General features: G+C 63.2%; 14 protein-coding genes. 7 read left to right on the top strand and 7 right to left on the bottom strand.

What is annotated here, in order from left to right; genetic code table 11:
- Positions 1-136: 136 nt before the first annotated feature.
- On the bottom strand, positions 137-667 hold the full coding sequence (locus MFF62_RS07585) for a hypothetical protein (protein ID WP_238261777.1): 531 nt from the start codon (positions 665-667) through the stop codon (positions 137-139).
- Positions 668-926: 259 nt separating this feature from the next.
- Between MFF62_RS07585 and MFF62_RS07580 the strand changes: the two genes are divergently transcribed.
- A complete protein-coding gene (locus MFF62_RS07580; RefSeq protein ID WP_238261775.1) occupies positions 927-1,601 on the top strand; it encodes a hypothetical protein in 675 nt (224 codons plus the stop codon).
- A gap of 128 nt (positions 1,602-1,729) precedes the next feature.
- On the opposite strand, the gene MFF62_RS07575 is transcribed toward MFF62_RS07580, so the two are convergent.
- The 5 genes from MFF62_RS07575 to MFF62_RS07555 all read right to left on the bottom strand — a co-directional run bounded on the left by MFF62_RS07575 (position 1,730) and on the right by MFF62_RS07555 (position 5,499).
- Positions 1,730-1,906 (bottom strand): hypothetical protein, encoded by a 177-nt coding sequence (locus MFF62_RS07575; RefSeq protein ID WP_238261773.1) that lies wholly within the window; start codon positions 1,904-1,906, stop codon positions 1,730-1,732.
- 178 nt (positions 1,907-2,084) lie between these two features.
- Entirely contained in the window at positions 2,085-2,927 is an 843-nt protein-coding gene (locus MFF62_RS07570; RefSeq protein ID WP_238261771.1) for an intradiol ring-cleavage dioxygenase, read from the bottom strand.
- Between the two features lie 39 nt (positions 2,928-2,966).
- Positions 2,967-4,028, bottom strand: a complete 1,062-nt coding sequence (locus MFF62_RS07565; protein WP_238261769.1) for a maleylacetate reductase — start codon at positions 4,026-4,028, stop codon at positions 2,967-2,969.
- Between the two features lie 165 nt (positions 4,029-4,193).
- Positions 4,194-4,628, bottom strand: coding sequence for an ester cyclase (locus MFF62_RS07560; RefSeq protein ID WP_238261767.1), 435 nt, complete (start codon positions 4,626-4,628; stop codon positions 4,194-4,196).
- A gap of 91 nt (positions 4,629-4,719) precedes the next feature.
- Positions 4,720-5,499 carry an SDR family NAD(P)-dependent oxidoreductase gene (locus MFF62_RS07555; protein ID WP_238261765.1) on the bottom strand — a complete coding sequence of 260 codons (780 nt, stop codon included), beginning with the start codon at positions 5,497-5,499 and terminating at the stop codon, positions 4,720-4,722.
- A 211-nt stretch (positions 5,500-5,710) separates the two neighbouring features.
- Between MFF62_RS07555 and MFF62_RS07550 the strand changes: the two genes are divergently transcribed.
- The 6 genes from MFF62_RS07550 to MFF62_RS07525 all read left to right on the top strand — a co-directional run bounded on the left by MFF62_RS07550 (position 5,711) and on the right by MFF62_RS07525 (position 11,445).
- Positions 5,711-6,253: a VOC family protein gene (locus tag MFF62_RS07550; protein WP_238261763.1), complete on the top strand. Its 543-nt coding sequence runs from the start codon at positions 5,711-5,713 to the stop codon at positions 6,251-6,253.
- A gap of 200 nt (positions 6,254-6,453) precedes the next feature.
- Positions 6,454-7,485 carry a LacI family DNA-binding transcriptional regulator gene (locus tag MFF62_RS07545; RefSeq protein WP_238261761.1) on the top strand — a complete coding sequence of 344 codons (1,032 nt, stop codon included), beginning with the start codon at positions 6,454-6,456 and terminating at the stop codon, positions 7,483-7,485.
- Between the two features lie 169 nt (positions 7,486-7,654).
- Positions 7,655-8,632: a zinc-binding dehydrogenase gene (locus MFF62_RS07540; RefSeq protein WP_238261760.1), complete on the top strand. Its 978-nt coding sequence runs from the start codon at positions 7,655-7,657 to the stop codon at positions 8,630-8,632.
- 255 nt (positions 8,633-8,887) lie between these two features.
- Positions 8,888-9,856: a Bug family tripartite tricarboxylate transporter substrate binding protein gene (locus tag MFF62_RS07535; RefSeq protein WP_238261758.1), complete on the top strand. Its 969-nt coding sequence runs from the start codon at positions 8,888-8,890 to the stop codon at positions 9,854-9,856.
- A 58-nt stretch (positions 9,857-9,914) separates the two neighbouring features.
- The gene (locus tag MFF62_RS07530) at positions 9,915-10,427 is read left to right on the top strand and encodes a 2,4'-dihydroxyacetophenone dioxygenase family protein (protein ID WP_238261756.1); all 513 of its coding nucleotides are present in this window, start codon (positions 9,915-9,917) and stop codon (positions 10,425-10,427) included.
- A gap of 46 nt (positions 10,428-10,473) precedes the next feature.
- Positions 10,474-11,445: a Bug family tripartite tricarboxylate transporter substrate binding protein gene (locus MFF62_RS07525; RefSeq protein WP_238261753.1), complete on the top strand. Its 972-nt coding sequence runs from the start codon at positions 10,474-10,476 to the stop codon at positions 11,443-11,445.
- Positions 11,446-11,526: 81 nt separating this feature from the next.
- Here the strand turns inward: MFF62_RS07525 and MFF62_RS07520 are convergent, their stop codons facing one another.
- Complete coding sequence (locus MFF62_RS07520) at positions 11,527-12,081, bottom strand: cysteine hydrolase family protein (protein ID WP_238261751.1); 555 nt, start codon at positions 12,079-12,081, stop codon at positions 11,527-11,529.
- Between the last annotated feature and the right edge of the window lie 50 nt (positions 12,082-12,131).

Here is a 12,131-nt window from a genome sequence, read left to right as displayed (position 1 = left end):
TTATCCAAAGCGACGATTTGATTCAGACAAATCCACTAATGAAAAGACCTCCGGATAATACCCATCGAGCATTATCCGGAGGTCAAGAGGTATCTGACGGTGGGCTAACCGTCACGTCTTCGGCATCGCCCGACAGTTACTTCCGCACCGGCTCCCAGCCCACCACCTGCCAGCGGAACAGCGAGGCTTCGCCGACTTCCGACGTGTAGGTCATCTGCATCTTGCCGCCCTTGGCGTAGATGTCGAGTCGCGGTGCGCTCTCCAGATCGAGCCACAGCGAATCGTCATGGAACGTCCATTTGCCGCACCACATGCAGTGGTCTCCTGCCTGGTCGCCAGGCTGGTGAAAGTTGAAGCGGCCGTCAGCACTGATTTCCAGGTAATCGAATGCCCGATAGAAACCCAGCAGCCGCTGCTGGCCCTGGCGTGCGGCGCTGGTCTGTTCGGGCGTGGCGGCGGCGCCCACGTCCGCCGGCGGGCGCACCGTGGCGCCGTAGATCTTCCACTTGCCAACAAAATCCTTCGCAGCCGGCACGTATTCCAATGAAGCGGCGGCGGCCGCAGGCGGACTCGCCTGCGCCAGCGAGGGGACACTCACGCAGGTGGTCAGGGCGAGCGTGGTGGCAAGAAGGGACACCGAGGGAAAGGCGAACGGCTTGAATGACATGAGAGAGATGCGAGCGGGCGCTGAGCCTGAAAGAGCGGCACAGCCTAAGCGGAAATTTCCAGAATCGAAGCTAGAAACAACGCTGATAAATATGGCGTTTTAGCCATATTGCATTGTAGACGCCGCTCTATAAGATAACTATGATGCACACACATGGTGCGTCATTCGCTAACCCTGGCGTGGCGCCCTGTCGGGACGATCTCTCTTCGTCCGCGTAGCAAAGACGTCCACGGGACGCCATCACATCAGGAAAGCAGCAATGAAAGCGAACACCCTCCGCTCCCTGGCACTGGCCGCGCTGGCCATGGCAGGCTCCGCCCACGCCGCGCCCAAGGCTTCGCCCGAGGCGGTTACGGACTTGTTCCTCCGTACCCTGGTTCTCTCCGACCCGGCCGCCATGCAGTCTCTGAACGACTACACGCGTCCTGTCCGCAAGGCCAACAAGGCCGCAGGGGATTTCATCAACATCGCGGATACGGTGCAGGCCGACAAGGACTATGCGAAGGATCTGGCGCCGGTGATGCTGGAACAGGTCAAGCTCTCGGACAAGGACAAGGCCGCGATCCAGCCGACGGTGGAAAAGCTGATGCAGAGCGTGCGCGACGCGCAGAAGCGTTCGGTCTGCACGGTAGGCAAGGCCGAACCGATCACGCAGGACGTGCCCAAGAACATGCTGGCCGTCAGCGTTGCGTTCGAATGCAAGGTGGTGAATCCGCCCGAGAAGATCGCCGCCTTCCTGCAGCGCGCGTCGAAGGGCAACTGGACGACGGCGCAGTATGGCGAAGCCATCGACAAGCTGCGCGCAGGGTATGACGGCGCGCCGCTGACGCAGGCCTGGCAGGGCGCCTTGCCGCTGACCGCCGAGAAGAAGAACGGGGTGTGGCAGAACATCTTCCCGCGCGAGTCGATCGACATCTCGGAGGCGCTGTTCTGATGCGTGCTTGAAGCGCGCGTTCTTGTAGTTGCCGGCATGCCGCGCAAGGCGGCATGCCGGACTGACGCCCCACGCGGCTAGCGTGCCTCGGAAAGACCTGCCGCCAGCGTGAAACAGCGTTCAAACGATCAACGCGCCTCGGCAGGCGGCATGAATGCCTGGGCAATCGCCTCTGCATTGTGGCGGTAGAGATCCCAGCCGCCCGCCCAGTAGTTGGCCCACCAGCCGGACGCCGGCTTGTCGGATTGCCGCGAGGGTTGGCTGGCAAGCGTGGCGGCGTGCGGGACGTAGGAGAGTTGGGTCATGGTGCGGTGGCCTGCTGAGGTAGACGATGGGTAAGTGCTGCACGGGGTAGGTAATTCCCCTTACAGGGTTTTCCCTAATTCTAGCAGGGCCACCAGGTCGGACGACATGCATCCACGGCCGATACCCGTCATCAGCAGGCTGTGATGCTTGTCCATCCGCGGTCGTTGGGATGGGCCATCAGCCAGCCGGCGTCAGCAGAAAGTCAAAGTGCGACCGCCACACCGTCTCGCCGTCGTCGATCCGCTCGAACGGCGCCACCAGCGTCTCCTTGACGCCAAACACTGCATCCGATGCCAGATACGGGTCGTCGCCGACGAAGGTGTGCGTCACCACGGTCTCGAAGCCCGGCGCGCTGACCAGGAAATGCATGTGCGCGGGGCGGTAGGGATGGCGCCCCAGATGGCCCAGCATCTGGCCGACCGGACCATCGTGCGGGATCGGGTACGACACCGGCTTGACGCCTATGAAGCGGTAGCGGCCGTCGGCGCCGGTGGTGAAAATGCCGCGGTTGTTCCATTGCGGCTGGATACCGGGCTGCTGGACGTCGTAGAAGCCGTCGGCGTTGTCGGACCAGACGTCGATGCGCGCACCGGCAACCGGCTGCCCCTGCGGGTCGAGCACCCTGCCCTCGAAGATGCAGCGCTCGCCCTTGCTGTCGAGCGAAATGCAGTCGCCCATCTGGCGCTCGGGCGCGTTGGCCACGTGGAACGGACCGAAGACGGTGTTCTCGGTGGCGCCCGGCGGTCGACGGTTATTGATCGCGTCGACCAGCATCGAGAAGCCGAGCGCATCGCTCAGCAGGATGAATTCCTGGCGCTCGCGCGAGCATAGCTGGCCGGTCCGGGTCAGGAAGTCGATGGCGAGTTCCCACTCGTGCTGGGTCAGTTGGACTTCCCGCGCAAAGGCGTGCAGGTGTTCGACCAGGCTGGTCATCACCTCGCGCAGGCGCGGGTTGGCCGATTCGTTCATGCGGGCATTGACCGTCTGCGCGGAGTCAGCCTCGGAGAAATAGGTGGTCATGCGCGCTTCCTTTTGATTTTGGGGGCCGCAGGGGCCGGCTCAGGGGGTGGGGCGCGAGCCTTGCCAGGCGCGTTCCAGCAGTGCGCGAATCGCGTCGCGCTCGACCGGACGTGGATTCCAGTAAGGGTTCTTCGCGGCGAGGTCGGCGGCAAGATCGAGCTGGTCTTCCTTCAGGCCGAGATCGCGCAGCGCCACGGGCGCGCCGAGCGAGCGGGCGAAGTCATACAGGCCGGGGCCGATGCCGCCGCCGAACAGATCGGCAAGCGGACGCAGGGCGTCGGCGGCGGCCGAGGCGTTGTAGGCGGCCGCGTGGGGCAGCACGATGGCGTGGGTTTCGGCGTGCTGCAGATTGAATGTGCCACCAAGCGTGTGGCACAGCTTGTGATGCAGCGACATGCCAACCGTGCCCAGCACCGTGCCGCACAGCCACGATCCGTAGAGCGCTTCGCCGCGCGCGTCGGCGTTGCGCGGATCGGTGACGATGACGGGCAGCGCATCGCGCAGCGCCCGCACGCCTTCAACTGCCAGCATCGACGACACCGGATTGCGGTCACGCGCGTAGACCGCCTCGACGGCATGCGCCATCGCGTTCAGTCCGCTGGCAACGCTGGTGGCAACGGGCAGGCCCAGCGTCAGGTCGGCGTCGTAGATGACCACTTCCGGCAGGATCTTCGCGTCGCGGACCGTTGTCTTCAATCCGTTTTCGGTCTGGCCCAGGATCGGCGTGACTTCGGAGCCGGCATAGGTGGTGGGGATGACGATCTGCGGCGCGTCGTTGCGCCAGGCGATTGCCTTGCCGAGGCCGATGGTGGAGCCGCCGCCGAGCGCCACGACGCAGTCGGCACGCGCGGCGTCATAGGCGACCATCGCGCGCGAGGTGACGTCGACGGGCGTGTGCATGGTTGCCTCGGAGAACACGCCGGCCGCGAGCGGTCCGAGCTGTTCTGCGAGTGCGAGGGCTTTTGCGCGTTGGGACGGGGTCGACAGCACCAGCGCGCGCGTGGCGCCGAGGTGCCTGATTTCGTCGGCGACGTCGGCGAGCTTGCCCGGTCCGAAGAGGATACGGCCGGGGTTGATCGGGTAGGTGAAAGGGGCGGGCATCGGGCTTCCTGGTTCATGTGGCGCAGGCGGTCACCGGCTGTTTCTACCACAGCTTGCACCGACAGGTTGCCGCCAGTCCGCCGCCATCAGTCGACGCTCGCACCACGCCGATGAATGCGATCAGAAAGCCCTTTTGCTCTCCCCGAAAGGTCTTCGCTCAGGCAGTCAGACCAAGCCCAGCGCGCGAAGCTTGGCATCCGTGGCAGAGTACGGGCGCTCGCAGATGATCTTGTCCGAATCCTTGGCGAACTCGAACGTTGCTGCCATGCGCACGCGGAACTTGCGGCCGGTCGGCGGGAAAATCTTGCCGTTCGCCTTCAGGTTGCCCAGGTGCGTGCCAGAGAGCCAGAACTCGACCAGCACGGTGTCGTCGGCGGCCGCGATGGCGATGATTTCGTTCGCCAGGTCCGGGAAGCTCTCGCGCGATGCGTCGAAGTAGCCGCGCACCTCTTCTTCGCCATCGAACACCGCGCCGGTGGCATGCATCTCGTAGCGCGGGTGCTGGAACGTATCGATCACGGCATCCCACTCATGGGTGCATTCCAGGGCCATGTGGTCGCGCACGGTTTTGACGCGTGCGGCATTCAGTGCTTCAGACATTGTGATTCTCCATCATCGGATTTTTGGGGGGAAGTGGTCGGCAGCGCCGTCCTGCGCCGCCGAATCCAGGGGATCTATCTGTCTCTGGGTGTCAGCGCAGCAGGCGCCAGCCGCCATCGACGGTGAATTCGCCGCCTGTGATGTACCCAGCCTCGTCCGAGGCCAGGAAGGTGATCAGGTGTGCCACGTCGGCTGCCGTGCCTTCATCGCCCAGCGGAATGCGCCGCCCAGTGGGGCGCGGGTCGGTGCCGCCGGCAGCCTGCCGTTGCCGATACTGGTCGAAGATCGTTTCCAGCATCGGCGTGGCCGTCTTGCCCGGATGGACCGAGTTGCAGCGGATGCGGTTGCCGTTCTCGGCGCCTGTCAGCGCCACGGTCTTGGTGAGCTGGGTCACCGCGCCCTTGCTGGCGCCATAGGCCACGCTCTGGGTCGTGGGGTAGTACGCGCCCACGGAAGCCAGGTTGATGATGGCGCCGATGCCGTGCTTCTGCATTGCCGCCAGAGCTTCCTTGCAACCCAGGAAGGTGCCGTCCAGGTTGACCGACATCACCCGGCGGAATTCGGCCAGCGTGGTGTTGGCAATCGTTCCGTTCACGACGTCGCCGACGATCCCGGCTGCATTGACCAGCACGTCAAGGCGTTCCTGCCGGTCAAGAATGGTCTGGACGGCGTGAGACCAGTCGGCTTCACTGGTGACGTTCAATGCCAGGAACGTACCGCCAACCTCGGTGGCGATTGCCTCGCCGTTGCCGCCCGGCAGGTCGCCGATGAAAACCGTTGCGCCACGCTGTGCGAGCAATCGCGCGGTTGCCGCACCGATGCCGCTGGCGCCGCCGGTCACCAACGCCACTTTTTCCGAAAACTGGGTCATTCGCTTGTCTCCAATATGCACGTCTGGTTGCTTATTGTGTCGCTTCGTGGGGAATATGAAGAAACGTTTCCACAACGTAAATGCATTGTTGTTCCGTGTAAAAATGTGGGCAACCATGGTTAACACTAACCTGTATTGGCGCATGCCGCTGCTATAGTGTGAAAACGTTTCTGCAAAGGCGGGCGCGTTTTTCGACAACGAGGAGACAGCAATGAGTTTTCTGTTTGGGGGTGTGCGACAGATTGGCTACGTCGTGACCGACATCGAGCGGGCGATGGATCACTGGACGAAAAAGCTCGGCGTCGGGCCGTGGTTCTACAAGGAGGACGTGGGCACGACGGAGTTTCGGTACTACGGCAAGGATTCGACGCCGCCCAAGCTTTCCATTGCGCTGGCTAACTCTGGCGACCTGCAGATCGAACTGATCCAGCAGCGCGACGACGCGCCGTCGCTGTACCTCGATTCCCTGAAGCGCGGGGGCGAGAGTGCCCAGCACATCGCATACTGGACGGACGATCGCTTCGACGAGATGGTTTCCCACCTGCTTGAAGCTGGCTATGTGGAAGGTCACGGCGGCCGCATGGGCTCCCGGGGCCGATTCGCGTACTTCGTCAACCCGGAACTGCCGAGTGGCATGTTCGAGCTGTCGGAAATGGCCGGTGGCAAGGCCGAGTATTTTGCCGAGGTGCGGCGGGCCGGTCTGGCATGGGATGGCCTGGGCGAGCACATCCGTCGCGTCGGCGCGCCGAAGTAGGTCGCGAAGTAAGTCGCGACAAGGCCGGGACATACGGCGCCTGATGGCCGAAAGGCTTCTCCCGCTGCGCTAGAATGCGCGACGCCCCATCGAGCCGTGATGCGGCGTCAAGAATAGTCTGGCGTGGTCATTACCGTGACCATGCCGAAAAAGGGGAGGGAGTCGATGTTGCGCATGGGTTTGCATGGAGGGCGTCGGACATGACGTCGCGCATCACCATTAGAGAGGTGGCCAAGGAGGCGGGCGTCTCTATTGGCACGGCATCGCGGGCGCTCAACCGGGCCGGGCGAGTTAGCGAGGCGGCCATCGCGGCCGTCACGAAGGCCGCCCGCAAGCTGGGCTACGAGCCGGATGCCATCGCGCAAAGCATGCGAACCCGTTCCTCCGGAGCGGTGGGGCTGCTAGTCTCCGACCTAGCCAACCCGCTCTACGCACAGATCATTACGGCGGTGGAAGAGGCGCTGCAGGCCGCGGGCTATGCGCTGCTCATCGCCAGCACGCACAACGACGGCAAGCGGGAAAAGAATCTCATCGATCTCTTCCGGCGCCGGCGCGTTGACGGGCTGATCCTGGGACCGTGCGAATCGGAAAACCCCAAGCTGCTCGAACAGATTGCCGAGCACATGCCGGTGGTGTCACTCGATCGCGATTTTGGTCCGTCGGGTACCGGTGTGCAGGTCGATCATTTCGCCGGCGCGATGCAGGCGACCCAATACCTGCTGAACCTCGGCCATACGCGCATTGCACTGCTGACGCCCGGCACCATGCTGCGCCCCGGGCGCGAGCGCATCGCCGGATTCGAGGCCGCCTATGCGCAGCACGGGCTGAAGCCCGTTCCCAAGCTGATACGGTCGGAGAAGTCCGCGATGGAGTTTGCGTTCAGCGAGGCGCTGTCGTTGATGTCCGGCGCCGACGCCCCGACGGCATTCCTTTGCCTGGGTACCCGGATTCTCGCCGGGGTGCTCCAGGGCATGCGCCACACCGGGCGGGTCGTGCCGAACGATGTCAGTGTGATCAGCATCGGGGATACCGATCTCTCGCAACTGTTCAGTCCGTCGATCACATCGCTGACCTGGGATCTATCCGTGGTGGGCACTGCGCTCGCGCAATTGATGCTGAAGCGCCTGGAGCGCGACGCCGAAGTGGAACCCGAGTCGATCGTCATCACCACACAACTCGTATTGCGGGAATCATGCGGCCCCGCCGTGGCGCGGAAAAAGGCCACGGCGTGATCCTTGGCGTGATCGCCAGTCAGGTGTGCTGAAGCCGCTTCGTGAGAAGCGGCTTTTTTTGTCTCAAAGCTTCTTGCGTTTTATGTAGAAACGTTTCTACAATGGTTCGCATCCATGCATCGGCATTCCGGTGCTGCGCGTAAAACAACGACGATTGGAGAGACAAGCAATGCAAGCAGCAATACGCGGTAAATCCGGCCTGGTTTTTGTCGATGCCGACATCCCGCGCCCCAAGGCGACCGAGATCCTGGTCAAGGTCCGTGCGAGCTCATTGAATCGCGCTGACCTGGCATTGGTCGATGGCAAGGCGCACGGCACGGCCGGCGGCACGGGAACGCCGTTGGGGCTCGAATGGTCGGGCGATGTGGTCGAGGTCGGCAGCGAAGTCACCGCCTACAAGGTGGGCGACAAGGTGATGTGCTCGGGTCTCGGCGCGTTTGCCGAGTATGCCGTGGCGGACTGGCGCCGCGCTTTCCGGTTCCCCTCCCACGACATGGACTACGAGACCGCCGCCTGCCTGTCCGTGGCATTGCGAACCACGCACACCGCCATGCGCCATGTGGCGAAGCTGGAGGCGGGGCAGACCGTGATGGTGCTGGGCGCTTCGTCCGGCGTTGGCCTGATGGCGCTCCAGGTGGCCAAGCACTTCGGCGCCAAGCTGGTCATTGGCACCTCCACGAAAGCAGACCGGCGCGAGCGCCTGGCCGAGTTTGGCGCTGACGTCGCGCTTGATAGCAACGATCCGGAATGGTCCAGGAAGGTGCTGGCCTCTACCGATGGGCGAGGCGTCGACCTGCTGGTCGACTTCCTGGCAGGGCCTTTCATCAACGACAGCATGCGCGCGGTGCGCATCGGCGGCCGGATCGTGAACATCGGACGGATGGCGGGCGAGACGGGCGAGTTCGACTTCGATCTGCACTCGATGCGGCGTATCGAGTATCTCGGCATGACATTCCGGACGCGAACGCTGGAAGACTTCGGCGACATTGCCGAGCGGGTCCAGCGCGATTTCTGGCCCGCGCTGCGCGCAGGCCAGTTGCGTTTGCCCATCGACGCGCGCTTGCCGCTGGCCCAGGCCGCTCAGGCCTGCGAAATGATGCGCAAGAACACCCACTTCGGAAAGATCGTGCTGGTCCAGGACGCGTAACGCCTGCGGTACACCGTCGTCCAGAAAAAGGGGGAAGGGACGCCGCCAGGTGTCCCCCTCAGAGCCCCAAGTCCGCCGTTGCCCGGCGCCGTGCCGTTGCCACGGCGCCTATCGCACACTTCACGCAGTCAGTCCCGGGTTAACCACCATTTGCGCATCGGAGCCCCCGACACAAAATTAATGGAAACGTTTCTTCCGTTCCATACAGGAAAGCTGGAAAACGTGACAGCCTCACAAAAAAGTTGGAGACAGAACATGAAGACGTTTGCCGCCCTCACAATGCTTGCCGCGCTGGTGACGGCTCCGCTCTCGACCGCGCACGCCGACGATGCCTACCCGAACAAGCCGATACGCCTGATCGTGCCGACGGCCCCCGGAGGCGGCGGCGATGTGTTCGCGCGGATCCTGGCGGATCAGGTTGGCCGGCGATTGAAGCAGCCGCTGGTAGTGGAAAACAACGCGGGCGCCGCAGGCACCATCGCCATCGGCCAGCTTGCACGTGCCACGCCCGACGGTTACACGATCGGCCTCGGCACGATGACCAGCACCACGCTGGCACCCGCCGTGTACCGCAACCTGCCGTACGACCCCATCAAGGACCTCACCACCATCGCCCGCGTCGGCACCTCGCCGATCATCCTGGTCGCAACGAAGGACTTTCCGGCGAACAACCTGAAGGAACTGGTCGAAGTCGCGAAGAAGAGCGCCGCCCCCTTGCAGTTCGGCACCTGGGGGCTTGGGTCCACCGGACATTTCTGCGCGGAGGTGCTGGCGCAGAAGACCGGCATCAAGCTCGATCACATTCCGTTCAAGGGCACGTCGCCAGTGGTGACGGCCATGCTGGGCGGCGTGGTGAAAGTAGGCTTCCTCGACATCGGCAGCGGCACTTCGGCCGTCAAGACCGGAAAGATCAAGGCGCTGGCGATGTGCACGCGCCGCACCGCCAATTTCCCGAACGTGGCCACCTACAAGGAACAAGGCGTGGACTTCGACCAGTGGACGGGCTGGGCGATGTTCGCGCCGGCAGGGCTGCCCCGGCCCATCGTCGACAAGCTGACTGCCGCAGTCCGCGACGCGCTCAAGGATCCTGCGGTCACCAGCAAGATGGCCGATCTCGGCATCACGCCGGATTTCGTGACCGGCAGTGAACAGGCAAAAGTCAATGCGCAAGACGTCCAGGTATGGAAGCGCATCGCGCAGGACGCCGATATCAAGCTGGATTGATGGCCAGGGCGCCAGTCACAGGTTATTCCCCACATAAAAAGCTGCTTGGAGATTTGAAATGGCATTGCCGAAGGTTGTGACACACCAGGACCGCCTGCTGTCGGTCAACATCCACGATTCGCACGAGTTCCCGGGGTCTGAGCCGGGTTCCACGATCATCCCGCTGTTCCTCGACCGCGAAAACGGCATCTGGGTGCTGTATGGAAAGTTCGAGCCAGGTACGCGCCTGCCTGCACATTTCCATACGGGTACGGTTCACTTCTTCACCACCAAGGGCCAGTGGAACTACGTCGAGTACCCCGAAGACGCCCAGACGGCCGGCAGCTACCTGTATGAGCCGGGCGGTTCCGTCCATACGTTCTCGGTCCCGGCGGACGCCACGGAGGCCGCAGAAGGCTTCATGGTCGTGTACGGCGCCAATGTCATCTTCGACGAAGCGGGCACGTTCCAGAGTGTGCGGGATGCCGGCGCCATCGAAGAGGGCATTCTTGCGGCGGCCCGCAAGGCGGGTTTGCCGATTCCCCGCTACATCCGGCCGAAGGGGGGCGCGGAGATCACGGGCAACAAGTAGAGGCAACGTGTTTTACCACCTATAAAAAGCAAACGGAGACATTCTCATGAAACGAGGTTTGCACTACGGCCTGCTGGCCATCGGCATGTGTGTGGGCGCAACTGCGGGCGCCGCCGACCCGGGCAACAACTACCCGAATCGTCCGATCCGGCTGATCGTCCCGTCCGCGGCGGGCGGCGGTGCGGATGCGTTCGGACGGCTGCTCGGGGAGCAACTCGGCAAGCGGCTCAAGCAGTCGTTCGTCGTCGAGAACATCGCGGGCGCCGCCGGCACCATCGCTATCGGCCAACTGGCGCATGCGAAAGCCGAAGGCTACACGATTGCCCTCGGTACGATGACGACCACGACACTGGCCCCGGCCGTGTACCAGCAGTTGCCGTATGACCCGACCAAGCTGGCGACCATCGCCCGTGTGGGAACGTCTCCGATCATTCTGGTAGCGACGAACGATCTGCCCGCCAACAACCTTCCCGAGCTCGTGGAACTGGCAAAGCGCAGCGAGAAGCCGATCCAGTACGGCACCTGGGGTCAGGGCTCGACCGGCCACTTCTGCGCCGAAGTCCTGTCACAGAAGACCGGCATCAAGCTGGACCATATCCCGTTCAAGGGCGGCGCTGCCGTCATGACGGCGATGATGGGCGACGTGATCAAGGTGGGCTTTCTGGATATCGGCTCCGGCACCGCCGCCGTGAAGACCGGCAAGATCAAGGCGCTGGCGATGTGTACGCGGCGCACGTCGAACTTCCCCAACGTCAAGACGTACAAGGAGCAAGGCGTCGACTTCGATCAGTGGACTGGCTGGGCAATGTACGCACCGCCCGGAACGCCCAAGCCGATCACGGACAAGCTCTCTGCCGCCTTGAAGGACACGCTGGAGGATGCATCGGTCAAGGCCAAGATGAACGACTGGGGCATTACGCCGGACTACCTTGGCGGACCCGAACAGGCGGCTGTGAACCTGCGCGAAATCGAAGTGTGGAAGGGCGTGGCGAAGGAAGCGAACATCAGCCTCGATTGAGGCTTGAGAAGAAGCGGCGGCAGCCCATGCCGCCGCAGTTGCGAGAAATACAGTGAGACGTGGATTTCTACAAATCCCCAACTACCGCGCAGTGGCGAGGAATTCGGCGGTGGAGATCACATTGGCGTAGCCGAATTTCAGTGCCGCCATGAAAGCCGCATGCACTTGCGGTGCCGGCACGTTGACGCCATCAAATTCGAGGTTGTGCGTGGCAACTGCATCGTGAACGACCGTGGTGCGATAGCCGAAATCGTCCGAATTGCGAGCGACCGCGTCAATGCACATATGGCTCATGTTGCCAATGACGACCACCGCCTCGATGCCGTGTTGCTGCAACAGCGCGTGAAGCGCGGTCTCACGGTACGGATTCATGAAATGCTTGACGATGACGCGCTCACCGGGAAGATTCGCGGTCTTCGGATAGAGCTGGACACCGTGCGTGTCCGGCACGAAGAACGGTGCGTTCTCGGTGAGCGTCACGTGCTGGATATGGACGACAAGGTCGCCGTTGCGTCGCGCCGCGTCGAGGACGGAGCGCGCGTTATCCGCGGCCGCCTCGGCACGATAAAGCTCCCTCTTTCCGCCGGGGAAGTAGTCGTTCTGGATATCGACCACGATGAAAGCGGTTTTGGACATGTCAATTCCTGGTGTAGCGAAGGTGTTGCACGCGAACGGGGAGAGCGATG

Source organism: Cupriavidus pauculus (assembly GCF_022179805.1).
GTDB lineage: Bacteria > Pseudomonadota > Gammaproteobacteria > Burkholderiales > Burkholderiaceae > Cupriavidus > Cupriavidus pauculus_E.
This window is presented reverse-complemented; position numbering and strand designations above follow the sequence as displayed.